This is a genomic window from Paenibacillus sp. FSL F4-0100, assembly GCF_037993005.1.
Lineage (GTDB): Bacteria > Bacillota > Bacilli > Paenibacillales > Paenibacillaceae > Paenibacillus_AQ.
Window position 1 is genome coordinate 4711431 of record NZ_CP150303.1, and the last position, 24127, is coordinate 4735557.

22 protein-coding genes and 1 riboswitch are annotated in these 24127 nt (G+C 51.1%); of the genes, 7 read left to right on the plus strand and 15 right to left on the minus strand.

Going from position 1 to position 24127, the window contains the following annotated elements; translation table 11 throughout:
* Positions 1 to 86 precede the first annotated feature (86 nt).
* Positions 87 to 1292, minus strand: coding sequence for an MFS transporter (locus MHH48_RS21270; RefSeq protein WP_076321899.1), 1206 nt, complete (start codon positions 1290 to 1292; stop codon positions 87 to 89).
* Between the two features lie 192 nt (positions 1293 to 1484).
* Between MHH48_RS21270 and MHH48_RS21275 the strand changes: the two genes are divergently transcribed.
* Both MHH48_RS21275 and MHH48_RS21280 read left to right on the plus strand, forming a co-directional pair.
* Positions 1485 to 1889 (plus strand): helix-turn-helix domain-containing protein, encoded by a 405-nt coding sequence (locus MHH48_RS21275; RefSeq protein WP_076321900.1) that lies wholly within the window; start codon positions 1485 to 1487, stop codon positions 1887 to 1889.
* 241 nt (positions 1890 to 2130) lie between these two features.
* Positions 2131 to 2760: a dihydrofolate reductase family protein gene (locus tag MHH48_RS21280; protein WP_076321901.1), complete on the plus strand. Its 630-nt coding sequence runs from the start codon at positions 2131 to 2133 to the stop codon at positions 2758 to 2760.
* Positions 2761 to 2881: 121 nt separating this feature from the next.
* Here MHH48_RS21280 and MHH48_RS21285 read toward each other — a convergent pair whose 3' ends face one another.
* From MHH48_RS21285 to MHH48_RS21300, 4 genes are all read right to left on the minus strand, one after another.
* Positions 2882 to 3880, minus strand: coding sequence for an ABC transporter substrate-binding protein (locus MHH48_RS21285; RefSeq protein WP_076321902.1), 999 nt, complete (start codon positions 3878 to 3880; stop codon positions 2882 to 2884).
* Positions 3881 to 3912: 32 nt separating this feature from the next.
* The gene (locus MHH48_RS21290; protein ID WP_076321903.1) at positions 3913 to 5628 is read right to left on the minus strand and encodes an ABC transporter ATP-binding protein; all 1716 of its coding nucleotides are present in this window, start codon (positions 5626 to 5628) and stop codon (positions 3913 to 3915) included.
* A 94-nt stretch (positions 5629 to 5722) separates the two neighbouring features.
* Positions 5723 to 6757, minus strand: a complete 1035-nt coding sequence (locus MHH48_RS21295) for an iron ABC transporter permease (RefSeq protein ID WP_076321904.1) — start codon at positions 6755 to 6757, stop codon at positions 5723 to 5725.
* Positions 6757 to 7812 (minus strand): iron ABC transporter permease, encoded by a 1056-nt coding sequence (locus MHH48_RS21300; protein ID WP_076321905.1) that lies wholly within the window; start codon positions 7810 to 7812, stop codon positions 6757 to 6759. The genes MHH48_RS21295 and MHH48_RS21300 overlap by 1 nt, the downstream gene beginning before the upstream one ends.
* A 232-nt stretch (positions 7813 to 8044) precedes the next feature.
* Positions 8045 to 8105: riboswitch (Fluoride riboswitch) on the plus strand.
* Positions 8106 to 8178: 73 nt separating this feature from the next.
* On the opposite strand from MHH48_RS21300, the gene MHH48_RS21305 reads away from it, so the two are divergent.
* On the plus strand, positions 8179 to 9501 hold the full coding sequence (locus MHH48_RS21305) for a voltage-gated chloride channel family protein (RefSeq protein WP_076321906.1): 1323 nt from the start codon (positions 8179 to 8181) through the stop codon (positions 9499 to 9501).
* 16 nt (positions 9502 to 9517) lie between these two features.
* On the opposite strand, the gene MHH48_RS21310 is transcribed toward MHH48_RS21305, so the two are convergent.
* From MHH48_RS21310 to MHH48_RS21320, 3 genes are read right to left on the minus strand one after another with little or no spacing between them, the layout of a single operon-like run.
* Positions 9518 to 10201 carry a hypothetical protein gene (locus MHH48_RS21310; protein WP_076321907.1) on the minus strand — a complete coding sequence of 228 codons (684 nt, stop codon included), beginning with the start codon at positions 10199 to 10201 and terminating at the stop codon, positions 9518 to 9520.
* Positions 10198 to 11088 carry an ABC transporter ATP-binding protein gene (locus MHH48_RS21315; RefSeq protein WP_076321908.1) on the minus strand — a complete coding sequence of 297 codons (891 nt, stop codon included), beginning with the start codon at positions 11086 to 11088 and terminating at the stop codon, positions 10198 to 10200. Before MHH48_RS21315 ends, MHH48_RS21310 begins: the two co-directional genes overlap by 4 nt.
* On the minus strand, positions 11088 to 11456 hold the full coding sequence (locus tag MHH48_RS21320; RefSeq protein ID WP_009591066.1) for a GntR family transcriptional regulator: 369 nt from the start codon (positions 11454 to 11456) through the stop codon (positions 11088 to 11090). The genes MHH48_RS21315 and MHH48_RS21320 overlap by 1 nt, the downstream gene beginning before the upstream one ends.
* Positions 11457 to 11690: 234 nt before the next feature.
* On the opposite strand from MHH48_RS21320, the gene MHH48_RS21325 reads away from it, so the two are divergent.
* From MHH48_RS21325 to MHH48_RS21335, 3 genes are all read left to right on the plus strand, one after another.
* Positions 11691 to 12824 carry a phosphodiester glycosidase family protein gene (locus MHH48_RS21325; protein WP_076321909.1) on the plus strand — a complete coding sequence of 378 codons (1134 nt, stop codon included), beginning with the start codon at positions 11691 to 11693 and terminating at the stop codon, positions 12822 to 12824.
* Positions 12825 to 13015: 191 nt separating this feature from the next.
* Complete coding sequence (locus MHH48_RS21330; RefSeq protein ID WP_256720478.1) at positions 13016 to 15187, plus strand: restriction endonuclease fold toxin; 2172 nt, start codon at positions 13016 to 13018, stop codon at positions 15185 to 15187.
* A gap of 19 nt (positions 15188 to 15206) precedes the next feature.
* Entirely contained in the window at positions 15207 to 15608 is a 402-nt protein-coding gene (locus MHH48_RS21335) for an immunity 7 family protein (protein WP_076321910.1), read from the plus strand.
* Between the two features lie 164 nt (positions 15609 to 15772).
* Here MHH48_RS21335 and MHH48_RS21340 read toward each other — a convergent pair whose 3' ends face one another.
* The 4 genes from MHH48_RS21340 to pxpB all read right to left on the minus strand — a co-directional run bounded on the left by MHH48_RS21340 (position 15773) and on the right by pxpB (position 18959).
* Positions 15773 to 16411, minus strand: coding sequence for a pyroglutamyl-peptidase I (locus MHH48_RS21340; protein ID WP_076321911.1), 639 nt, complete (start codon positions 16409 to 16411; stop codon positions 15773 to 15775).
* A gap of 65 nt (positions 16412 to 16476) precedes the next feature.
* Positions 16477 to 17235, minus strand: a complete 759-nt coding sequence (locus tag MHH48_RS21345) for a 5-oxoprolinase subunit PxpA (protein WP_076321912.1) — start codon at positions 17233 to 17235, stop codon at positions 16477 to 16479.
* 6 nt (positions 17236 to 17241) lie between these two features.
* Positions 17242 to 18243, minus strand: a complete 1002-nt coding sequence (locus tag MHH48_RS21350) for a biotin-dependent carboxyltransferase family protein (RefSeq protein WP_076321913.1) — start codon at positions 18241 to 18243, stop codon at positions 17242 to 17244.
* On the minus strand, positions 18240 to 18959 hold the full coding sequence (gene pxpB / locus MHH48_RS21355) for a 5-oxoprolinase subunit PxpB (protein WP_076321914.1): 720 nt from the start codon (positions 18957 to 18959) through the stop codon (positions 18240 to 18242). Before pxpB ends, MHH48_RS21350 begins: the two co-directional genes overlap by 4 nt.
* A 235-nt stretch (positions 18960 to 19194) precedes the next feature.
* On the opposite strand from pxpB, the gene MHH48_RS21360 reads away from it, so the two are divergent.
* Positions 19195 to 19371 (plus strand): hypothetical protein, encoded by a 177-nt coding sequence (locus MHH48_RS21360; RefSeq protein ID WP_179090610.1) that lies wholly within the window; start codon positions 19195 to 19197, stop codon positions 19369 to 19371.
* Positions 19372 to 19454: 83 nt separating this feature from the next.
* On the opposite strand, the gene MHH48_RS21365 is transcribed toward MHH48_RS21360, so the two are convergent.
* From MHH48_RS21365 to MHH48_RS21375, 3 genes are read right to left on the minus strand one after another with little or no spacing between them, the layout of a single operon-like run.
* Positions 19455 to 20666 carry a VWA domain-containing protein gene (locus tag MHH48_RS21365; protein WP_076321915.1) on the minus strand — a complete coding sequence of 404 codons (1212 nt, stop codon included), beginning with the start codon at positions 20664 to 20666 and terminating at the stop codon, positions 19455 to 19457.
* A 3-nt stretch (positions 20667 to 20669) separates the two neighbouring features.
* Positions 20670 to 23018, minus strand: a complete 2349-nt coding sequence (locus tag MHH48_RS21370; RefSeq protein ID WP_076321916.1) for a DUF5682 family protein — start codon at positions 23016 to 23018, stop codon at positions 20670 to 20672.
* Entirely contained in the window at positions 23015 to 24118 is a 1104-nt protein-coding gene (locus MHH48_RS21375) for an AAA family ATPase (RefSeq protein ID WP_076321917.1), read from the minus strand. Before MHH48_RS21375 ends, MHH48_RS21370 begins: the two co-directional genes overlap by 4 nt.
* Between the last annotated feature and the right edge of the window lie 9 nt (positions 24119 to 24127).

Sequence of the window (24127 nt, forward strand, 5' to 3'; positions counted from 1 at the left end):
AGTTAACCTATATTGAAGTATCTCCGATAAAACGCTTTGACATCACCTCCCTTCACCATAAAATAATCATTCAGGCATTCAGGCATTCAGGCCGCTTGCTTTTCCGGCTTCTCCGAGTTCTTCCGTTCCAGCTTCAAGCTCCATCCGGTGAGAACGACCGCGCCGAGCACCATCAGTGCCCCGATCCATGCCGTATGAATCAGGCCCATGGAGTTCGTGATCAAGCCGCCCAAAAAAGCGCCGATGGCGATGCCGGCATTAAATGCGGCAATGTTCAGCGCGGAAGCCATATTCACTGCCCCGGGTGCAAACCGCTCAGCCAGCATTACGACATAAACCTGTAGTCCCGGCACATTCATGAAAGCCAGAAATCCCATGAGAATAATCGTGATCAATCCCGCCACTTGATACGGTGCGGTAAACGTAAGCGTGAACAGCACCAGCGCTTGCGCGATGAACATATATAATAGTGCTCGAAGGGGGTTGCGATTGGCTGCCTTCCCGCCGATCACATTACCGACTGCAATGGCGATCCCGTATACAAGCAGGATAATGGCCACCGTATTTTCCTTGAACCCTGTTATATCCTGCAGCAATGGGGATAAATAAGTGAAGACGACGAAGGTCCCGCCATAACCGAGGGCCGTAATCAGGAGCATAAGCAGCAGTCTTCCATTCGTCAGCAATTTAGCCTGGTCACGGAATGAAGTGCGTTCTCCCTTAGGCAAGTCCGAAGGGACCAGGATACTGTTCGCGATCAGCGCAACAATACCGACCACGACAATGGCTACAAAAGCAAGTCTCCAGCCCCACTGTTGACCTATAAACGTTCCAAGCGGAACGCCGGTAACCGTGGCTACCGTCAGCCCCGTAAACATAATGGAGATCGCGGATGCCCTGCGGTTCTCAGACACCACGCTTGCGGCAATGATCGAGCCGATCGACATAAATACTCCATGAGAAAAGGCCGAAAGCACGCGTGCTGCAAGCAGGATACCAATGGAAGCTGCTCCCGCTGCCAAGCTGTTACCAATAATAAAAATGATCATGATCCAGAGCAGCAAAGTCTTCCTGGACATCCTTGATGTCAGCGACGTAAGGATCGGCGCACCGAAGGTAACGCCAAGCGCATACATCGAAACGGTTAATCCGGCTGTCGTCACGGATATATTCATATCCTCCGCAATCAACGGCAGCAGCCCTACGCTGATAAATTCCGTTGTTCCGATGGCGAAGGCACTGACGGCAAGCGCCAGCAGCGCCAGCAAACTTCTTCTTTTATCTATCATCATGATGTTGATATTTCCCCCTATCCTATTCTCTTGCTTGTATATTGTAAAAATATTGAGTATGGTTTAATCCAGCCGGCAAATGCTATTATGATCTATATCATTTCTTGTGTGAAGAACGTACTTTTTTGTAATGTAGGTACCTGATAGTACCCTAGATACTTTTTAGTGCCTATTAGAAATAGGAGGATGAATATGCAAACGAAGAAATACAACATCGCCGTCGAAGCGACATTGGAAGTGATCGGGGGCAAATGGAAATGCGTGATCCTCTGCCATCTGACCCATGGACGTAAACGAACCAACGAGCTGAAGCGTCTCATGCCGAATATTACGCAAAAAATGCTGACGCAGCAGCTGCGGGAGCTCGAGGACGATGGCGTGATCAATCGGATTATTCATAATCAAGTGCCGCCTAAAGTGGAGTATGAGTTGAGCGATTACGGCATGAGTTTGAGTGGAATTCTCGATATGCTCTGTGCATGGGGCGAAAAACATATCACGAAAGTATACGGGGACAAATTCAGCGTGCTTGAGGACAGTATCCTGAATGATAAACTGAAAGTCTCGGACGAGCCCACAACCACAGATACACGCTAGACCTGATTTATAAGCAATACTGATACAAAAAAATGGCAAGGTCCGTGATCACGGACCTTGCCATTTTCATATACACCCTCTTCTATGGCATCTTCGAAGATAGCAAATCATAAGAAATTTAGACATATCGTGAATGCTATACTGATCCCTGAACAAACGTATTTCGTAAATACGAGTCAATACAGGGAACTAAAGAAATGTAGGCAACAAGGAAATTTCCGGATGGAAGGTGAACCAATCCATGTCTCAAGTTATTGCTGAAATGTCGATGTCATTGGACGGATATATAACAGGTCCGAATCATAGCGCACGGCTGCCCCTAGGCAAGGGAGGTGAACGACTGCACGAATGGATCTATGAGCTCACCAGCTGGCGCGAACTGCATGGCCTGGCCGGGGGCGAGTTTAATCAGGACGCGGAGTTGATCGCCGAATCCAATCGCAGAACGGGCGCTGTCATCCTCGGCCGTACGATGTTCGATCATGGCCATCCATTTTGGGGAGATACCCCTCCTTTTCATATGCCGGTGTTTATACTGACTCATGAAGCTCGCCCCGCAGAAATCAAGAATGGCGGCACGACTTATACCTTCGTTACGGATGGCATCGAACGCGCCTTAGTACAAGCCAAAGCTGTGGCGGGGAGCAAAGACGTTAAAATTGCCGGAGGCGCCAACGTGATACAGCAATATATCGGAGCAGGTCTGCTGGATGAGCTCCTGATCACGCTGGTACCGATCCTCCTCGGCAACGGTCAGAAATTGTTTGAACATATCCACTCGCCGAATATCGAATTTGTTCGGACCGCTGTCATCGAATCTCCGAATGTCACGCATCTGAGATTCCGACTGTTCCATCACACGAACGCATAATAGCGGCCCGTATTCCTGGCACTGAACTAATGTTCATGAGAACACAAATGGCAGACCGCTCTTGTTCAGGGTCTGCCATTGCCGTCCATCACTATCCATCCGGTATCACCGAGCTCGCTGGTTATTTCGCGTTTTCCTTCTCTTTTTGGCTGACGATCATTTCCGTCACTTCCTCCGCCTGAGCTAGGACAGCAATCGGATCAAACGGCCAAAATCGTTTGGCATCGAGATAAAACACGCGATCCTGCTTCACCGCTTCAATCGAAGTCCACACCTTGTCCTTCTTATCCATCTCGGCGCCGTTAGACTCATCAAAGAAGATATAATCGCCTGCATAATCTTTGAGCACTTCCATGGAAACCTCTTTGTAAGTCACGTTGGCATCAATCAATTCTTTTTGGATCGTTGCCGGAGGCGTTAGATGGAGCTCCTTGTAGATCGCCAAGCCTCCTCGATAAATGCCATCTCCGTAGAGATAGAAGGTTTTACCGAATGCGCCAAAGATCGAGAACGTCTCTCCCTCTTCCAACACACCGCTCACTTTTGTGCGCAGCGCATCTATTTTTTCATCGAAACCGGCGAGCCATTCTTTTGCTTCTGTTTCTTTGCCCAGTATAGCACCGAGTCCCTCCACTTCTTCGTGCACGCCTCGATAGGTTTCATAAGGGAGAATGACCGTCGGTGCGATTTTGGACAATTTCTCGTATAATTCCGGGTCCGAGTTAGCGCTGATAATCAGGTCTGGGTTCAATTCCACAATCTTTTCCGGAGCGCTTTCCCCCGTGTTCTCTATGCCCTCAATCATGTCTTGAATATGGACGTTCTCGAGATCCGTCGCTGTCGCGCCGACCGGCTTTTCTCCGAGCAGCAGCAGAGTTGGCAGGTAGGCATCAACTATAATTCGCTCGGGGGCGGCCGGAATTTCGATTTCTCCGTTAATCGTATCCACCTCTCTAGTCGTGGGCGCTGAGGCCTCAGTCTGGGGCTTGTCCGTGCCCGCAGCTGTTTCACCGGCAGAGCCGCCATTATTCACGGTATTCCCATTCCCGCTGCATGCCGAAATAAAGATCGAACATAAAACGAGCGTGGAGAGCATGATGCGTAATTTAGACTTGAACATGTTGATATCCTCCCAAAAAATGATAGCTGGATTTAAGCCCCGAATTGGGCTCGATGTAATCGGCTGTATATGCCTTGCGCCGCGAGCAGTTCTTCGTGGATGCCTTGTTCGGCAATGCCTTTGTCAGCAACAACCACAATCCGATCTGCGTTCTTGATGGTAGCGAGCCGGTGTGCAATTATAAGTGTCGTCCGACCTTCCGACAGTTCGGCCAATGCCTGCTGAATCGCCGCTTCGGTCTCCGCATCCAATGCGGACGTCGCTTCGTCCAGAATAAGAATCGGCGGGTTCTTGAGGAACATCCGGGCTATCGACAGGCGCTGCTTCTGTCCGCCGGACAGCTTAACGCCTCTCTCGCCAATTAAGGTGTCCAGCCCATCCGGAAGTGAAGCGACCAGCTCCTCAAGCTGGGCACGACTCATGGCTTTCATAATATCGCTATCGGCAGCGTCAAGTCGGCCATAGGCAATATTTTCGCGAATGCTGCCATCAAACAGGAATACATCCTGCTGCACGATGCCAATATGGGAACGAAGGGATTGCAGCTTCATGTCTCGGATATCGATCCCATCAATCGTAATCCGGCCAGCGTCTGTATCATAGAAACGCGGCAGCAATGAACATAACGTTGTTTTGCCCGCTCCGGACGGCCCCACAAGCGCAACGGTTTCACCAGCATGTATGGACAAACTGACATCCTGCAGCACTTGATCTTTGTTCTCGTACCCGAAGGATACCCCGTGAAAGGCAATGTCTCCCCGCAGATCGTGAACCGGCTTCGCATTAGGCGTATCCGCAACGTCCGGTTCGCTCTCAAGCAGCTCCAAATAACGCTTAAAGCCGGCGATTCCCTTCGGATACATCTCAATGACCGCATTAATCTGTTTAATCGGGCCGAGGAAGACGTTGGACAGCATGACAAAAGCGATAAATTCCCCGTTGGTCATCCGGCCTTCGATCACGAACCAAGTACCGCACACCAAAACGAACAGGGAGATGAATTTCATCAGGATAAAGCTAATCGAAGAGTTCCACGCCATAATGCGGTAGGCAATCAGCTTTGTCACGCGGAAACGGTTGTTGTTCTCGGCGAAACGAGCCATTTCATGCTCCTCATTCGAGAAGGCTTGAACCACGCGGATACCGCTGACGTTGTTCTCCACCCTTGCGTTGTAATCGGCGATATCGGAGAACATGCGCTTGAACGCAGCCGACATTTTTCCACTGAAATAGAGTGATAAATAGACCATCAGAGGTACTATCACAAACGTCATCACCGCAAGCTCCCAGTTAATCCCGAGCATGATGCCCAAGGCTCCGGCAAGCGTCATAAGGGCAATGAACAGATCTTCCGGACCGTGGTGGGCAATTTCCCCGATATCCATCAGGTCATTCGTCATCCGCGAGACGAGATGTCCCGTCTTGTTGTTGTCAAAAAAACGGAAGGATTGCTTCTGAACCCGATCAAACAGCTTTTTGCGCATATCCGTCTCAATGTTGATGCCGAGTTTATGCCCCCAATAGGTGACCACGTAATGCAAGAAGGAACTGACAACATAAATGCCGAGAAGACCCAAACAAGCGTATAAGATCCACTTCCAGTTACCGCTCGGCAGCAAGTCGTCAATCACGCGGTTGACGGCAACCGGGAATATCAATTCAAGTAAAGCCGCAAAGATAGCGCAGCAAAAATCCAGGATGAACAGCCTTTTATAAGGCTTGTAATAGGAAAAAAATCGACGCAGCATAAGGACCTCCTTAATCCGTAATTCCATTATAGAAATGAGCAAGTCCTTCCCTTTAATAAAGCGCACATTATAGATCAGTTACGATCTTATCCTGTTACGCTCTCGACCTGGATAACAGGTACAGGAAATAGGGAGCACCAATCACCGCAACCACGATCCCCGTCGGAATCTCAGATGGTTGGATGATCCAACGTCCCAGAGTATCGGCTGTGATGACCAGCAGTGCACCGACCAGCGCCGTTACCGGCAGCAGCATCTGATGCTTCGCACCGACCAACCGTCTGGACAGGTGGGGCGCGATAAGTCCGACAAATCCAATTCCGCCGCTTACCGCAACGCACGAGGCTGCCAAGCCAACCGCCGCTGCCAACAGCTTCAGCTGCTCCCTTGTGACGGAAGCACCGAGTCCCGTCGCCATCGGTTCTCCAAGATTGAGCACGTTCATCACCTGCGCTTTATACATGACGAAGGGCAGAAGCACAAGGATCCATGGGAGCAATGCCAATACAAACTTCCAGCTGGAACCCCAAATGCTGCCCGCTAGCCAAGTGGCAACAAACTGATATTTTTCAGGACTCAAGCGCAGCGTTAGCACGATCATAGCCGCACTAATGCCCGCCGCAACGGCAATCCCTGTTAACAGGAGCCCCGTCGGCTTAAAACCCTGATTCTTCTTATAGGCCAGCGCGCATATTAATGCAGCGGTTAAGCTCGCCCCAATCAATGCAAGCACCGGCAGTAGATAGACAGGGGCCGCCGTCGTGCTTGGGAAAAATGAAATGAACAGCATCACCATCAAGCCTGCTCCTGCATTAATCCCCAAGATTCCCGGATCCGCCAGCTCATTACGGGATATTCCCTGCATCACACATCCCGATATCGCTAACCCGGCCCCAATAAGCAGCGAGATGACGATCCGCGGCAAGCGGAATTCGAACAGCACCAGCTCCTGCTTATCCGTCCCGCTGCCAAACAAGGTTTTGATGACCTCAAGCGGCGATAAACGAATGACTCCCGTGTTCATACTGATCAGAAATACCAAAACGATCAGTGCAGCCAGCACAGACAGGGTTATGATTTTGCGCTTCCTGTCTTTTCGCCCATGCATGGTGTTTGTGATGGTCTCCATTACAGTTCCCTCCTTTCTTTGCGTGCCAAGTAAAGGAAGAAGGGTACCCCGATCAACGCGATGATCGCGCCCACCGGTGTCTCGTAAGGAGGGTTCACCATTCTGGCTGCTAGGTCGGCAATGACGACCAGCAAGCTCCCAAGAACGGCCGAGCAAGGAATGATGAGGCGGTAATCCACACCGACCAGCTTGCGCGTGACATGCGGAATCATAAGACCGACAAAGCCTACCGCACCGACAACCGAGACGGCAGCCCCTGCCAGCACCAGCACGATCACCGTTCCGGCCAGCTTGACGAGGCCCGTTCGCTGTCCGAGCCCGCGGGCAATCTCATCGCCGAGGCTGAGCATGGTAATGGAGCGTGACAATGCAATAGCTCCCAATATCGCAGCGACGATCCATGGCAGCATAATCTTCAGATGGACCCACTTAATCCCCGCAGTTCCGCCGGCATACCAGAAAGCCATGTCCTGACCGACCTGAAAATACAATGCAATGCCTTCGCTAAGCGCACTTAACAAAGCACTTAGGGCAGCACCCGCAAGAACAAGACGAACCGGTGTCAGTCCCCCTTTTGCCATGGAACTGACACCATACACGAGTACAGCACCTAATCCTGCTCCAAGGAACGAGAACAGAATCAGGTACATATAAGGCAGCCCCGGAAAAAACGAAAAGCAAAGGGCAATGGCAAACCCCGCTCCCGCATTTAATCCGAGCAAACCTGAATCAGCCAGCGGATTCCGAGTCATCCCCTGCATGATCGCGCCCGATACCGCAAAGCAGGCGCCCACCATCGCCCCACCGAGGACTCTCGGCAAGCGCAGTTCCTGTATGATCTGATGCTCCGTCACATCAGGATTAAAGAAAAACACCGCCTCCCATACATTTCGCAGATCAATCTCTGCCGCTCCGAGCGATATCGATAAAGCTATGCCAAGCACCAGCGCTGCCACACCTCCGGTGAGAATCAGGGTTGCAGCCCATGGTCGCCCCTTGAGTTTAACGTGGGTCTTGGAATCTGTAAGACTTAGATTGGACGTGTTTGATGACATCATTTTCCCCTCAATACTTTGATATTGATTCTCATTATCATCTGTAACTATAAAATAAAGGTCTTTCCTGCGTCCATGGACATCTTGAATTTCTCACCTGAAAAAAGTCCATGCCCAAGTCAAGCACTTTTTTCCAAATAAATGCGATACTTCTTTGGGCTCAATAAAAAGCTCCGCTCCTATGGATTGTGCCATTGACACTGAAACCTCTATTCCATTACAATAAATGCTAATTGAATGAGGCGATGGAGTTCGCCATAACCGCTTCGATAGCTAATGACTCCTACCAGAGGTCGCTTTCCTGGTAGGAGTCTGTTTGTGTATCGAAGGGTTTAGCGGCGAATATATAGAAACGGGTGAATTTGCATGATTAAAAAATGGTTTGAGGTTACCGAAAAATGGCCATACGCCTTGTTGTCCGGTTACTTCATCAAATGGATCGTTCTGGGAAGTGTTGTTGGATTGATGACGGGCAGTGCTTCCGCCTTTTTCCTTTACAGTCTGGACTATGTAACCTCCCTTCGCATGGAGAACCCTTGGCTGCTGTTCTTCCTTCCCTTGGGAGGGGCCGTGGTCAGCTTCCTATATTACAAGTTTGGCAAGAGCAGCACCAAAGGGAATAATCTCATCCTTGAACAAATCCATGGCAATACGGAATCCGTTCCATTGCGTATGGCACCTTTAGTGCTAATCGGGACATTGATCACGCATCTGTTCGGGGGATCTGCAGGACGTGAGGGCACTGCCGTTCAGATGGGAGGAAGTTTATCGGAGTGGTTCGGGAAGCTTATCCGCGTCACGCCGGCGGATCGAAAAATACTGCTGATCTGCGGAATTAGCGGCGGTTTCGGATCCATCTTCGGCACGCCGCTAGCGGGAACGCTATTTGGACTAGAAGTCCTTGCCATCGGACTGATCTCGCATCAAGCCCTATTACCTGCATTCATAGCCAGCTTGGTCGGGAATCTGATCGCCACCTCCCTATGGGGCGTCAGCCATCTGCATTATCCGATCGGAGAAATTCCGGCTTTGAGTTTCCTGGTGATCCTAAAGGTGATTTTCGCCTCGATACTCTTTGGTCTGACAAGCCGACTATTCAGTGAGCTAACCCATTCCTTGAAGCGGTGGTACAGCTATTTCTTCCGCAATCCGATGATCAAAAGCGCTGTCGGCGGCATCATCATCATTGGGCTGGTTTATCTGCTTGGGACACGCGATTATTTGGGACTGGGTCTCCCCCTGATCGAAGCCTCCTTCACAGACGAGGTATCGCCTCTCGCCTTTCTCGGCAAAATCATCTTTACCTCGCTGACGCTCGGAGCAGGGTTCCAGGGTGGAGAAGTAACCCCGCTGTTTGCCATCGGGGCAACGCTGGGTAACGCGTTATCGGAATGGATCGGATTATACGCCCCGTTCCTGGCTGCATTAGGATTTATTGCTGTCTTCTGCGGAGCAACGAACACCCCGATTGCTTGCTTTATTATGGGAATCGAACTGTTCGGCGGTGAAGGCGCCGTGTATATGTTTATGGCCTGTGTGATCAGTTACTTGTTCTCCGGGCACTCCGGCATCTACACCTCCCAACAAATCGGCATATCCAAACACCCGCTCCTCTCGTTCCCGCTGGGCACCACGCTTGCGGGAGCGAAGACGTTAAAAAAACAGAAGCACAAAAAGACGTCCGAGTAATCGGACGTCTTTTGCCTTACACCGAGCTTTTACGAATCGAGCGGTAGCTGACGAGTGCGAGGATAACCGAGATGGGAATGAGCCACAGGGACAATTCAAAGGCAGTATGTTTGACAACCCAGTCAATCACTTGCCCCCACCAGCCGTATTGGGTAACCAGAACGCTGGCCCCCGACAATATAATGAAATAGGCCGCAAACATGACAAAGGTCTTAATGCCGCGATGACGAAGATAGAACACGCCGATTCCTATCCCGATAAAGGCAAATGTAAGAAGCAATATGAAATAAATGATGAATTGTTCAAATAACGTGCCGTCATTCAAATACGGCAGTTTGAAGAACGATATCCGGTCTCCCCAAGAACTCGTAAAGCGTTCAATTTCGGCTAATGCCAATAATATAATCGACGTTATGACGCTGTACGCTACCACCATCAGAACAGAGCCCAGATAGAAGTCCGTTCTTCGAATGCTGAATCCGAGGGAAAAGGGAAACAACTGCAGCACCGATACAAGAGCCGCGATAAACACATAGATAAAGATTGTTGCCAATCCCCCGGCATAGAACGCTTCACCATTAACCAACACGCTGATAATGTAGTTGATCAGAAAGCTGAATGCCGTGATGGCCCAGGGCAAATAAAACCAGGATAGTTTCTGTCTCGAATAAATATGGATTACGCCAGGAATTCCGTTCATGGTTGGATCCCCACCTTTTCGCGCTTAGTTAAATATACGATCAATTGTTGAAGGGAAACGGGGGTTGTTTCTAAGCCCAATTCCTCCGCCTCTTTATGCAACTTCGTTGTCGCGCTGCCCATCACCGTGACGGATAACATGGAAGCGAACGACTCCCGATGTATCACTTCCAGCCCTTGGATAAACGATTCAACCGTTCCGGAGGGACCGACGATCTTAAACGCACGTCCCCGCAAGTCATCCGTAGCATCGTCAAGTAAAATTCGGCCGGAATCAATGACGATAATATGCTCCAGCAATCTGCTAACCTCATCAATCAAATGCGTGGACAGAATAATCGTGCGCGGATGATTGGTGTAATCCTCGATCAGATGATCATAGAACAGCTCTCTGGCCACGGCGTCGAGTCCGAGGTAAGGCTCATCAAAGATCGTGATCGGTGCTCGGCTGGCGAGTCCGACGATGATGCCTACCGATGAGAGCATGCCGCGGGACAATCTCTTTACGAGTCGTTTCATAGGCAGCCGGAATACCTCGATCAGTTTGTTTGCATATGCCGCATCCCAATTCGGATAAACGTTAGCGGCAATTCCCATAACGTCCTTGACCGTAAAGATATCCGGATATTTCTGGCCTTCCTTAATGAAGCATACCTGCCGGATCACCTTCTGATTTTCGTATGGATGCTCTCCGAATACGCGAATCTCCCCTTGGCTTGGGAACAGCTGCGCCGTTATCATCTGCATGATGGTCGTTTTGCCCGCGCCGTTCCTGCCAAGCAATCCATAGATCTTATTCGCCTCAATGGTAAAGCTCACATTATCGACAGCCGTCGCATCCTTGTATGCCTTGCTCAAATTCTTGACTTCGATCACGGTTTGGCTCATCAGTCTTGCTCCCCTCTGCGGATCATTTCCGATAATTGATCTTTGGTAATCCCAAGTTTGGCCGCTTCCTTAACCATGGCGACCACGTACTGTTCATAAAACTCCGTCTTGCGCTTCTCCATCAGCAGTTCACGAGCTCCAGAAGCTACAAACATGCCAATCCCCCGTTTCTTGTACAAAATCCCTTGATCCACCAGCAGATTTACGCCTTTGGCAGCCGTTGCCGGATTGATCTGGTAAAAGGCTGCAAACTGATTCGTTGATGGAACCTGTGTCTCCTCAGGCAGCCGGGCTTCGATGATGTCGTCTTCAATTTTGTCGGCAATTTGCATGAATATCGGTCTGCTGTCATCAATCTGAAATGCCATTTACCTCACCAACTTTCATTTATAACCTTCATTGCATCATTGGTTAGTTACTCATGTGATTAACCATATAAGAGATGGGGTTCATTGTCAATGGGTTATCGGAATTTATTTACAAAAACAAGACAGGAATTGGACTTTTGTCCTAAATAAATAGTCCTTATCTTCCGATAAAGTATAGGCACAAATCCTGCGTTGCCCAATACAGATAAAGAGAAGAGGAGCTTGAGAGGAAACATGAAAAGAATTATTGTAATCGTTGTACTAGCCATGCTGACGGTAATAACGCCGCTGTATGCCGCATCCGCACCCAAGAATTTGGCTTATGTGGATAAGAACAGCCAATCCTATATTTCGATTGGGGTACTCAAGACCTATGACGGCGTAAAGGTGGCGTATACAGCCGCTGAAAAAAAACTCACTATTACTCGCGAAGATACAGCTCTCACGCTATACCTGGGCAGCCTCAATGCCTATGTAAATGGCAAGAAGGTTCAGGCTAAAGCAGCCCCGTTCTCCGAGAACGGCTCCACCTATGTACCGCTGCAATTTGTCAGCCAGCATCTGGGCTTGCAGCTATCCTGGAGCCATAATAGATCTACCCTGAACATCACGGATGGGAATGTAGCAAACACGCTCCCTGTTCTATCGGGAACATTAATATCCAGCCAAACCAAGCCCGTTACGACGGTTAGGAAAACCTTCAAGGTGGGCTCCCGTTCCTTCAGTGCACAGGTGGTTACCGTTTCACTTCTCCATCCGAAGGTGGAACTGGACGTCGTTCTGGCAGGCAATAAAGCAGGGAAGGTCGAGGATTTGCGCAGTATAGCCAAGCGTAGTAACGCCGTAGTGGCTATAAACGGTACGTTCTTTGATGCCTACACTTCCGGCGCATACAAAGCGCCTTACGGCTATTTGGTCAGCAAAGGCAATATTTTGCACAAGGCCTCGGGGGATAATCGGACGATCTTCACCTATGACAGCAACAATCTGGCCACCATGATTCCTGGACTTGATTTCAGATCCGTATATGATGCCGGACATTTGGAAGGGGCACTTCAAGGTGGCCCGCGTCTACTGACTGACGGCAAGGTAACCCTGGACGTCAAGAAGGAAGGCTTCAAAGATCCGAAGATTCTAACTGGCGGCGGCGCACGAAGCGCGCTCGGTATCACGAAGGATCATAAGCTGATTTTGTTAACGACAGGCGGAGCAACCATTCCCCAGCTTGCGGAAATTATGAAACAAGCTGGGGCGTACCAAGCGATGAATCTGGATGGTGGTGCCTCCAGCGGCTTGTATTATAATGGATCTTACTTAACGTCCCCTGGACGGCAGGTCAGTAATGCCATCGTCGTAAAATATAAATAGTTACCTCCTCTCCCCCTGGTTATCCGGATATTCTGCCGGCTGATCAGGGGGTTTCTTTTTAGGCAGCACTACCTTTGCTTCGAGCCGCATATGCTGATCAAGAAAATGTTTCACGATGAGGACCCATTGTGTAAATATATAGCAAACTGTCTTTTGTGAACGTTCTAAGCTAATGGTTCATTCAGCGGGGGGTGGATTCCATTACATCATCTATTGCGGTCATTCGGACGAGAATCAGAGACACGGTCGAGGGGATATATCGGGTTTGGAGGGAATGGATTGGGAGATACCCTTTCATTGCCAAGGTGTATCACTTATTTTCCTGGCTTTCCCTGCTGGTGCTCGTTTTAAGTCTGATTCTGATTGAAGAATCGCGGACCATGCTTGTTCAATATTTGTGGTCTTTCTACGTTCTGCTGCAATTTTGGCTGCTCAGCCGGAGCAAAACCGTTACCTGGAAGCAGGTCAGCTTGTTTGTTCTCTCAGGGATTCTTTTGGTCATTCCCTTGACCAATGGGACCATGCAGGGACTTCATTTGATCTTTGGAGGACGGACTAACGACACATGGTCATTCGCCTTCATGACCCCAGTCGTTGAGGAAATCTACAAGCTATTGCCTCTGGGACTGTATTTATTTTTTTCAAGAAGAGCTACTTCGTTAAGTCTGAGCGATTATGTTGTATTAGGGGCTGCTCCCGGCATTGGCTTCCAATTTATGGAGGAGCTGTCGAGGCGCTTAGTCCAAAGCAATTACGGGGTGTCTTTTCTCGGCGGCAAAACGCTCCATTGGGAGTTCTTCGATTGGTTTCCGGGCTACTTCGAGGAAAGCTTTATTCCGACCATGATGAATGTTACGCATCCTGTACATAGTGCCATGATCGCACTCGGAATCGGCATTGCTTTCCGGTACGCCAAACGCCTCTCACGCTGGGCCTATGCATTTCCGGCTGTCCTTCTGCTATGGGCTATCCTGAATCATGCAGCCTGGAATGGGCAGAATCGGCTGCCGGAGTGGGTGCTGACTATTCATGAATGGACCGGTGAGGGCTACCGAACCGAAGGCTTCTTCCTGGTCCTGCTGGTTGCAGGGTTGTTCATCGACTATTTCGATCTGCATCGAATCCGTGACCGTCTTCCCGTTCTGAAGGGTGAGGCCCTCATCAATCCATTAACGGAGTGTTGGCAGATGACGCGGGCTCTCTTTACAGATAGGAAACGCCTCGGTTACTTGATTGGATTCTACCGAGAACGACGCGAGCTCGGATATTCGATATTGTATGGCAATCTCGAAGCAGCAGGTCAAAGGGGTCAGATCCAGGAAAATGTAAGAAAGTATACTGCCGTTCTGGGAGCCATCGGCATTCTCATGCTTGCTGCCGGGATCCTGTCCAGTATCGGCGCTTCGATGACAGCTGGCGACTCCTCTTGTTTTGCGTGCTTGTTCGACTCACTCCAGAACTGGTGGGATCGGCTTAGCGGCTGGGAACAAGCGGGTATGATATTGGGAGCCTTTGCCCTATCCCTGCTGTTTGTCAGCTTCTGGCCCGCTCTTGGCATTGCCATGACCGGTGCAGGCATTGCCGGTGGCGGACACGAAATTGCCGGATACATCCGCGACCCGAAGAAGCTGCTAACCCCACAAAATGCGGCCGCTGCCGTGTTAGCCGTTATCTTCAGCCGGATTCCGATAGGTAAAGGGGTATCTTGGCTGTCCAATAAGCTGGGTCCCCGAGCAAGAAGGTGGCTGGATGCGCTTTTCGAGAAAGTCGGTTTGAAAACGCGCGATGAGCCGGATACTCCCTCTGGCGGATCTCGCGATGATCGAAAGCCTGACGGTACGAATGAGCAACCGGAAGAGAATCCGCGGAAGCCGGATGATGACCATGAGAATAAACCTGATGATGATAAGCCGAATCCAGATAAACCTGACACCGAAAAGCCGGATGAAGATGAACCTAAAGACAAACCCGATGAAGATAAACCTGACGAAGCTGAAGGTACACCGCAAGAGGTGCCGAGATATTCCGGAGAGCTGCAGAAGGTTAACAAGCCGGATGCTGCCGCGGATGCGCTTGCGGAGCGACTTGGCGGAGAATCGAGAATGAAGTTTGATTCCGACCCGATCGGGCGGGAATTCGACGCGGTTAGCGATGAATATATTGCCCAGACCAAGCCTGCCCTGCAGCAGGTTAACAAAAAGGTCCGTGATCAGATGAAAGCGACCTTTGAAGCAGCGGAGCAAACCGGCAGAAAGGTCTATTATCATTTTGAAGGGGAGCCTGCCCAATCGGTTATTGACAAATTACATGAATACAGCCAAAGATATGGAATAGAAGTCCACATTGATACCGATCCATTATAACGACAAGGAGTGAGCATTCATGTATGAATTTCACGGCTGGGCTACTATCCAGGAAAATCCTGCGGAAGCGGATGCCGGGCAGCTCGACATGATCATTCAGAAAATACAGCTTAAGATGACCGAATTTGCATGGGGCAGCGGCTTGCTATCCTTAAATGCGGCTAACGGCTTCTATTACCTTCATGTCGGAGGTTTTACGAACCGCAAGGGAGCCGAGGCTGCCGAGATCGTGGCGCTGTACCAATTGATTGGCGAAATCGCTCCCGGTTCATACGGTCTCCTGTATACCAGAGATGATGAGAATCTGGAGGGTTATGATAACGAGTTCCGGGTCCAGGTGCTGGCGCGCGGACAATTACGGGAACAACGCGATCCGTTTCTCTCCCCTTGCGTCCCGGTAATCGAAGATGAAGTCGATTAATGACATGAAAAATGGAGTTAGAAAATAAAAGAAATCCCGTTACTCGCTATGTCATGATGTTCTCATGGATGGCGGGTTACGGGATTTATTGTTTGTCTGGATATTAATCATGTATTCCATCATGTATCTACATACTCATTGCAGAAGGGCTGAGCAACCGTAACTTAAGCTCGTCCGTTCAATTCATCCATCGTGGCCTGTACGATGATCCGCAGGCCTTTCAACATCGTTTCATGGGATAAAGTTGGCAAGGACGGCTTCTCCACGGCCATCTCTATCGAAGCCGGAAAATGCACAAATCCGCCAATGGCAGATTTTTGCTTAAGGCGAATATCGTTCAAAATCGCATACATCGTATTATTGCAAATATACGTTCCGGCTGTATTGGATACCGCAGCTGGAATTCCCGCTTCCTTCAACCGGTTGACCATCAAACGGATGGGAAGGGTTGAAAACAGTCCGTCCGGTCCGTCAGCGTCTATGGGCTCGTCTTGAGGTCTTACACCCCGATTATCCGAAATCGTCGATTCCGGCGGTATATCCTTGATATTAATGGCGATCCGTTCCGGTGTAATGGCGGTCCGTCCACCCGCTACGCCGCAGGCAATGACCGCATCGGGCTCATATGCCTTCATCTGTTGCAGCAGTATTTCCGCACACTCATCGTAATGTACGGGAAGCAGCAGCGTTCTGATCTCTGCACCGGGGAAGGATTCGTGCTTGATCTCCTCAACCAGTCTCTCCGTTGGATTGATAGAGCTTCCGCCAAATGGTTCAAAGCCTGAAATTAATATTTTTAGCATATATCATATCTCCTGTACTCGTTTATGTAAGCTGCTGGGTCACGAAAATAGCATCCTAACTTTTATTATAGCAGCGCTTGAACGCTTATGCCTTCTGCTTCAAGCCGTGATCGCAAGGTGCTGGCGAATAACGATGCATGCGCGCCATCTCCATGAATGCAGACGGTATCTGCCATAATGGGAATCACCTTGCCGCTCAGGGTAACTACCACTCTTTCTTTCACCATCCGTACGACTTGCGTAACCGCAGCTTCGGGATCCGTTATCAAGGCATCCGGCAGATTTCTCGGCGTGAGGGTGCCGTCATCCTGGTAGGTACGATCCGCAAACACTTCGCTAGCTGTGCGAAGCCCTACCGTCTCACCCGCCGCGATTAACTCGCTGCCTGCCAACCCATACAGAATGAGTGTCGGATCAATATGCTTGATTGCCGATGCAATCGCATCCGCAAGGGGGCTGGAGATTGCTGCCATATTATACAGAGCACCGTGAGGTTTTACATGCTGCAGCCCAGACCCTTCCTGTATCGCAAAAGCCATCAGGGCTCCAATCTGATAGGTTACCATGTCATAAGCTTCGGCAGGCGTTATCTCCATTCTTCTTCTTCCGAAGCCAGCCAGATCGGGCAAGCCAGGGTGCGCGCCGATTGCGGCACCGCTCTCAATCGCTTGACGGACCGTTGCCCTCATGACCGCCGGATCACCTGCATGAAATCCGCAAGCAATGTTTGCCGAAGTTATACAGCGAAGAAGCTCCGTATCATGGCCTAACTTGTAAGCACCGTAGCTCTCTCCCATATCGCAGTTCAGGTCCACTCGAACCATGCTGACTCACCACTCCTTTAATTTAAGCTTGATCATGGCCTCCAACATTCGAAACTCTCGAACGTTAGCCGTATAAAGCTGTTCTGCTTCTGCCAACGAAATACCCGCAAAACGAATTGCTGCCCCAGGAGACAGCTGAGCGATCAGCGAAATATCAACGGTCGCCACTTGCGCAATTTTGGGATAACCTCCAAGCGTCTGCCGATCCGCCATTAGAATGATGGGCTGGCCATCTGCGGGTACCTGTACCGTTCCAAGGGCTACCGGCTCGGATATATATTCCTTTGCATGGCTTAGTTGAAGCGGCGGACCGGACAACCTGTAGCCCATACGGTCCGATTGCGGAGTTACGGTGAACTGTTCTTCGAACAGCGCCTGCTTGCTGATGGCGTCAAAGTCATCATATTGACGCCCTTTCAGCACGCGTATCACCGCCTCCTGCCCTGAACCAGGATACCCTTCAGCAGAGACGGCCCAATTCACGGTGAGGAAACCGCCGTAATCATCAAGGTAGCGTTCAGACATGACTAGAGGAAGCTGAGAAGGATGAGCAAATAGTGTATCTCCTTTCTTCAACGGCCTCCCTTCATATCCTCCGATTCCGGCCCTTAAATACGTACTCCTGCTGCTCATTACCTGGCAGACATCAAATCCGCCCGATACAGCCATATAAGCGCGGCAACCCGTTACCGGCTGTTGAAAGCTCAGAACACGGCCCGCTTTGATCAGCACGGGACGCCATATTGGAACTTTCACACCTTCAATCGAGGGTGATAGATCCCCGCCTGTAATGGCAACCCACCGATCGCTATGAAATTCAACCGCGAATCCTGACCATGTAATTTCCAGAACGGCCTGTTCATTCTCATTGCCAACTAGTCGATTGGCGATCCGATAAGCGGAATTATCCATTGCTCCTGCCGTGATAATCCCGTATCTGCCGTAACCCCGTCTTCCCGCATCCTGAAGAGTAACAAGAAGTCCCGACTTTAGTACGGTTATACTCATAGGCCCACTTCCCTTAACCGTTCAAATTCCTCAACTTGAATAGGCCGAAACCGGATATATTGCCCGCTCTTCAACAGCGTTGGCGGCTCGGCTTCGGGACGAAATAAAACGAGCGGCGTCCGGCCGATAATCTGCCACCCGCCCGGCGTTTCGATCGGATAAATGCCGGTTTGCGTGCCGGCGATTCCTACGGATCCAGCCGGGATTTGCAGCCGGGGAGTCTGTTTCCTCGGTGTCGCAATCTGCTCCGGGATACCTCCGACATAGGGGAAGCCGGGCGCGAATCCGATCGCGTAGATTAAGTAATCCTGCCCGGAATGAATACGAATGACATCCCTGGGAGATAGGTGGTTCTGCTGAGCCACTTCGTCCAGATCCGACCCATAGTCGCCCCCATAACAAACCGGAATGTCAACAACCTCATATTTCGTGATGGTCTTCTCGCAAGCGCACGCCTCCATCCGCTGCTCCAGCATCGAACAGACGTAAGCAAACACGGTATCGAACCTCTCTGGCTTGCCGATCTTATCATAATCATAGTAAACCGCTACGCTCGTATACGAAGGGATGCATTCGATCCAGCCTGGAAAAGGGTTCTGTTCCATTTGCCTCGTCATAGCTGTGACCTGGCGATGCACCTTCTCGCTCACGATGTCTTCGAATTGAACGAGAACAGCCGAATCCCCTAAAGGGAAGAACGAATAAGACTTGCTCATAGTACATTCTCCGTTCCATATGTACTGCGGATTATCGTCAAACATTGAACGATTATTCCTATGATAGCAGAGAAACAGGCATCCGTTGAATATGAAGTTAAATATTTGACGATAGAATCAGGAACAGCTGGCTCTCTTCGGATCATGCCAAGCGTTAATGCCGTTTTTCTGCATAATTTTAGGGAATGGTTGGCAAAATACAGAAGACGTACTTTGATAAGGAGGTGCCACCAACATGAGCCAACAAAACCATAACAGTAACGAACCGACAAAAGCAGAAGTTCAAACCACGAAATTGAACAAAATGCCGATTCCAGGTGAATTTGACACCGAAATCTCTGCAGAAGAAGCAGCCGAGGTGTTTAAACAGCAGCAATCAAACACTGGTCACAGCTCCGAGAATCAACAATAATACAAGTAGAAGACCTCACGGAAGATCCGTTGTTTACAGGATCGTCTGTGAGGTCTTTTTCGCGCTCCGTTTATACTTCCGATTCATATCCCCTTGGTGCCTAACCTCTTCGCTAATTCCGCCAGATCAAGCCCTTTGAGGGCGCCTTCCACCAGCTGCGGGAGAAGTGCAGGAGTGCACGCAAAGCAAGGTGTCCGGTCTCTGGACAGTAACTTGGCTACCTGCTCATCATAGAACGGTTTTCCCTCGTCGGATAATGCGAGGAGACACATCGTCTTGACTCCCGCTTCCCGCAGTTCACGCATTCGCCGGATCAGTCCGGCTTGATTGCCGCCTTCATACAGATCCGAAATGATGATAAACAGAGTCTTTTTCGGCTCTTCAATAAACTGCTCGCAATAAGCGACCGATTTATGAATATCTGTACCGCCGCCGAGCTGGATACCGAATAACATATCCACCGGATCATTGGCACACTGCTCCGTCAGGTCAACGACCTCCGTATCGAATACGACCACACGGGTGTCGAGCGAGGGTATGCTTGCAAATATGGATCCGATAACGGAAGCCCAGATGACGGATTCCGCCATGGAACCGCTCTGGTCGATATCCACAATAACGGTCCATTCTTTGCTCCGTCTTGCCCTGTCAAAATAATAAAAACGCTCCGGCACGATCTGCTTGCGGACCGCATCATAATTTTTCAGATTTCGCTGTATCGTCCGCTTCCAGTCAATACCGCTGAGCGAAGGAAGCGGTGTATGCTGTCTGCGGTTCAAGGCACCTGTCACAGCCCGGCGAATATCCTCCTGCAGACGCTGGACAAGCTCATCCACAACTGCCTTCACCAGCAGGCGCGCCGTATCCTTGGTTTTCTCGGGAATCTTGCCTTTCAGGGACAGCAGCGTGCCTACCAGCTGTATATCCGGCTTGACGGTAGCCAGAACCTCCGGTTCAAACAGCAGCTGCTTCCAGCCCTTTCGTTCCATGGCATCATTCTGGATAATGGACACCACATCTTCGGGAAAAAAGGAGCGGACATCCCCCAGCCACTGCGCAAGCCGGGGAGCCGACTTTCCTTGCCCGGCTGCCCGCTGCCCTGCGGCCGCACTTCCGGCTTCCGCTCCGCCGTCCGTATTATCATAAATCGCGGCCAGCGCACGGTCCATAATCATCTCTTCCTCCGACAGCTGTATGCTCCCTCCGGGGCTGTAGCCCGCCAGCTGAGGTTCAGCCGACTGGCCCAGAATGAGCCGCCAACGTGATATTTGGTTTGGTTCCGGTATGCAGCTCATCGCCTAAAAATCCTCAAAGTCAAAATCATTCAAATCGTCAATCATCTTCGCTTCTTCCTCCTTCAGGTCACCGGTCAAAATCTCGGCAGCCTGCTCTGCATTCACGCCCCATAGCTCGCCAAGCAGCTCGGCAATCATCGTCTTCTCCTTCGCCGAAAAGCTGCTGAACGCCCGGCGCAGAAAAACAAGCGCACGAGTGAATTCATCATCCTCCAGGGACTGGATATATTCATTCAGCTGCTCCCACAGACTTAACCGGGAGAGAAGGGCATACCGGTTCCGCATCGATAAGCCTTCAAACCATCCTGCTCCCAAATCGGCCGGAATGCCGGGGGATAATCTGCGCGAAACTTCTTCGGCACACTGCCCGGCGGAAACTGCATTCCGCTCCATCAAAACCGCACACGCATATCCTGACAACCGGGCGTTCAAGTCATCTCTTTCGGACAAGTGCCCGAGCTCTTGCAGCCAAAGTTCCTCATCCACCTGCTCGGCATGCTCCATGGCGACACTGTTCAGCTCATTCATGGCGGTTATCATCGGGCCTGATACCTCGTCGCTGCACTGGCTGCCATCGAGCAAAAACAAGCAAGCGCGCATAAAGAGCTGCTGCAGCAGCGGTACTAGCGGCTCCGTATCCATCCGCCTGATCCCGCCGAAACGGATCAGCACGGATAACTCCCGGGAAGCTGCCGCAATCTGAACGACATCGCGGCTGTCCACAGCAAGCTTTTGCAGGGTCTGCCGACCCGCTTCCATCTGATGAATCATCCCGCATTCATAGGCGATCCGGATAAGCGTAGAGGCTTCGGCAATCGAGCTGCAGCCCGCCAGCTTTTGCTGGAGCATATAAGCGGCAGCCACCTCTACCGTCTCCCCCAGCAGCGTCGATTCAACGACCTGAATTTCAACCTCCGGTGCCCATTGCACAACCCAGTGCTCAGCCCACGCACCTTGCTCCTGCCCGCTGGGCCTGGCTTTAACAAAATCAATTCCCAAGAGCTTCAAGCGATGAAACAAAAAGGACCGGTTCAAATCGAGATACGCGGACTCTTTCGAGGTTACTCTCCGGTTCTCGCGCAAATCCAAGATTAAATCGTTGGCAACAACCGATTTATACTTCTCCAGCTTCAGCCTCTTCAGCTGACGGTTCAGGTCGTCCTGGATCGGGGTCTGGCTGACGCCTTCCGCCAGTTCGCCGATCGCCGTGCCGATCTCCACACGTGCAAGCTCCTCTGCCACGACGACAAGTTCGCCGCGCCCAAGCAGCGTCTGGGCCGCATCCCGCAAATCCCGCAGTGTCGGGAGACCGCCCCCGTGGAGCGCTGCCAGCGACTCCGCCAGCCGGACGGCTTCGATCACCTCCGCCGTGGAGCGGTGGGTACCGTTCTTTCTCATCGAGCCCGCCACCATGGATAAATAATGATGCGGCAATTCCGCTAAAGAGCCCTCCTTCATTCGTTCCCACATCATCTCAAAATAATGGGGAGCGATATTTCCGGCACCATAGCCGGAAATGGACGACAGCTTATAATAGGAATATGGCATTAGCGTCAGCTTGGTTATCCGGGAAGGAAGCTGATTCAATTCCTCGTCGCTCATCGGACTGGACAAATCGCTAAGGGCCGAGGCATGGTAAGCCCCGCACACGACTACAATGCGCTCGGGGTTATGCCCCGCCGCAATCGCTTCAACAATCTGACGACGCATATACGACTCCCGGACGGCATTGTAGGCGTATTCCACAGTATCCTCACGCCGCTCTTTTTCCTCCGACAGTTCTCTCATCTGCATGGAAAAAGCCGATATGGATTTCCGGTAAGATCCTTCGCTCAAATTATGTTCGTAACTCCGCTCCCAGTACATATCGTAATCGTATTCGCCGGCAAGCTCGGCAATCCGCTCATATACGGATTTTTCGTCCGGCCGGTCCATCGGCTCAGCTGGTCCCGAGCCGGATCCATGATCCTCGCCTCCAAGCTCTTCCCCGTCCGCTTCACCCTCCGAGCTGCGGCGCAGCTCCTGCATGCAGACGGCTGTGGATGAGGGCAGATCGATGAATGCCGCATAAGCTCCGCGCTTCTGCGCCCATCTCATGGCCTGATATTCCGGGGAGTATACCGCAAAAGGCCACAAAATCGTTCGTACGGGCAGGTCTTCGGTAAACGCCAATATGGCTATCGGCGGCTTCGTTGTTGCCTGGGTCAGATGACGTATTTCCCCGCTTGCATCCGCCGGCCCTTCGATGAGCACCGCCGTAGGGTTGATCTCATCCAGAAAATCCAGTACATGCTTCGCACCGGCGGGCGACAAATGCCGAACTCCAAAAACATGTATGCCGGCAGCATTCACTGGTTGATCTCCTTGCATGCGTTATATAAGCCCCGCCACTCGGCCCCGCGTTTCTTCATGATATTATCAAGATATTCCTTCCATACGAGCCGGTCTTTATCATCATCCTTAACAATCGCCCCTTGAAGTCCCGCTGCCAAATCCTCGTCCGTCAACTCACCGCTGCCAAAACTCGCAGCCAGCGCCATGCTGTTTGTCAGGAGCGAAATCGCTTCGGCCGTCGAGATCACCCCGGCCGGGGACTTCACCTTTTCCTTTTTATCCAGCGTCATGCCGCTGCGCAGCTCACGAAAGATCGTCACAACCTTGAGCAGTGCTTCATCTGCGGGAGCAGCAGCCTGCAGATCATAAGAGGAGGCAATCTCCGACACCCGTTTCTTTACGATTTCGATTTCGGTATTCAGATCCGCTGGAGCGGGAAGAACGATAATATTGAAACGGCGCTTGAGCGCCGTTGACATCTCATTGACCCCGCGGTCTCTTGTATTTGCAGTGGCGATAATAGAGAAGCCTTTCCGGGCGTTCATTTCTTTACCGAGCTCAGGCACCGATATCGTCTTTTCGGACAAAATGGAGATCAGCGCATCCTGTACCTCCGAAGCGCAGCGGGAAATCTCTTCAAAACGGGCTATCCCTCCCGATTCCATCGCCCGCATGATCGGACTCTGCACCAACGCTTCGGGAGTCGGGCCTTGTGCGAGCAGCATGGCATAGTTCCACGAATATCGGACATGCTCTTCACTCGTTCCTGCCGTTCCCTGAACGACCAGCCCGGAATTCCCGTAGATCGCTGCCGCCAGATTTTCGGACAGCCAGGATTTGGCCGTACCTGGTTCCCCGATCAATAATAGAGCACGGTCGGTTACCAAGGTAGCGACCGCCATCTCGATCAGCCGCTTGTTCCCGATATATTTAGGCGTGATCTCCGTTTTGCCTGCCTTGCCGCCGACGATAAATTTGAGTACGGATTGCGGCGACATCTGCCATCCGGCAGGAATGTTCCCGGAATCCTCCTTACGCAGCGCTTCCAGCTCGTGACGGAACAGTATTTCCGCGGGCTGCCGCATGATATCTTGTAATTGCTCTTGGCCTGCTGCCATGGGCGTTTC

Excerpts from the sequence above, each read along its gene's own strand:
- MHH48_RS21270 (WP_076321899.1), bottom strand. The coding sequence starts at position 1,292 with ATGATGATAGATAAAAGAAGAAGTTTGCTGGCGCTGCTGGCGCTTGCC.
- MHH48_RS21275 (WP_076321900.1), top strand. The coding sequence starts at position 1,485 with ATGCAAACGAAGAAATACAACATCGCCGTCGAAGCGACATTGGAAGTG.
- MHH48_RS21280 (WP_076321901.1), top strand. The coding sequence starts at position 2,131 with ATGTCTCAAGTTATTGCTGAAATGTCGATGTCATTGGACGGATATATA.
- MHH48_RS21285 (WP_076321902.1), bottom strand. The coding sequence starts at position 3,880 with ATGTTCAAGTCTAAATTACGCATCATGCTCTCCACGCTCGTTTTATGT.
- MHH48_RS21290 (WP_076321903.1), bottom strand. The coding sequence starts at position 5,628 with ATGCTGCGTCGATTTTTTTCCTATTACAAGCCTTATAAAAGGCTGTTC.
- MHH48_RS21295 (WP_076321904.1), bottom strand. The coding sequence starts at position 6,757 with ATGGAGACCATCACAAACACCATGCATGGGCGAAAAGACAGGAAGCGC.
- MHH48_RS21300 (WP_076321905.1), bottom strand. The coding sequence starts at position 7,812 with ATGTCATCAAACACGTCCAATCTAAGTCTTACAGATTCCAAGACCCAC.
- MHH48_RS21305 (WP_076321906.1), top strand. The coding sequence starts at position 8,179 with ATGATTAAAAAATGGTTTGAGGTTACCGAAAAATGGCCATACGCCTTG.
- MHH48_RS21310 (WP_076321907.1), bottom strand. The coding sequence starts at position 10,201 with ATGAACGGAATTCCTGGCGTAATCCATATTTATTCGAGACAGAAACTA.
- MHH48_RS21315 (WP_076321908.1), bottom strand. The coding sequence starts at position 11,088 with ATGAGCCAAACCGTGATCGAAGTCAAGAATTTGAGCAAGGCATACAAG.
- MHH48_RS21320 (WP_009591066.1), bottom strand. The coding sequence starts at position 11,456 with ATGGCATTTCAGATTGATGACAGCAGACCGATATTCATGCAAATTGCC.
- MHH48_RS21325 (WP_076321909.1), top strand. The coding sequence starts at position 11,691 with ATGAAAAGAATTATTGTAATCGTTGTACTAGCCATGCTGACGGTAATA.
- MHH48_RS21335 (WP_076321910.1), top strand. The coding sequence starts at position 15,207 with ATGTATGAATTTCACGGCTGGGCTACTATCCAGGAAAATCCTGCGGAA.
- MHH48_RS21340 (WP_076321911.1), bottom strand. The coding sequence starts at position 16,411 with ATGCTAAAAATATTAATTTCAGGCTTTGAACCATTTGGCGGAAGCTCT.
- MHH48_RS21345 (WP_076321912.1), bottom strand. The coding sequence starts at position 17,235 with ATGGTTCGAGTGGACCTGAACTGCGATATGGGAGAGAGCTACGGTGCT.
- MHH48_RS21350 (WP_076321913.1), bottom strand. The coding sequence starts at position 18,243 with ATGAGTATAACCGTACTAAAGTCGGGACTTCTTGTTACTCTTCAGGAT.
- pxpB (WP_076321914.1), bottom strand. The coding sequence starts at position 18,959 with ATGAGCAAGTCTTATTCGTTCTTCCCTTTAGGGGATTCGGCTGTTCTC.
- MHH48_RS21360 (WP_179090610.1), top strand. The coding sequence starts at position 19,195 with ATGAGCCAACAAAACCATAACAGTAACGAACCGACAAAAGCAGAAGTT.
- MHH48_RS21365 (WP_076321915.1), bottom strand. The coding sequence starts at position 20,666 with ATGAGCTGCATACCGGAACCAAACCAAATATCACGTTGGCGGCTCATT.
- MHH48_RS21375 (WP_076321917.1), bottom strand. The coding sequence starts at position 24,118 with ATGGCAGCAGGCCAAGAGCAATTACAAGATATCATGCGGCAGCCCGCG.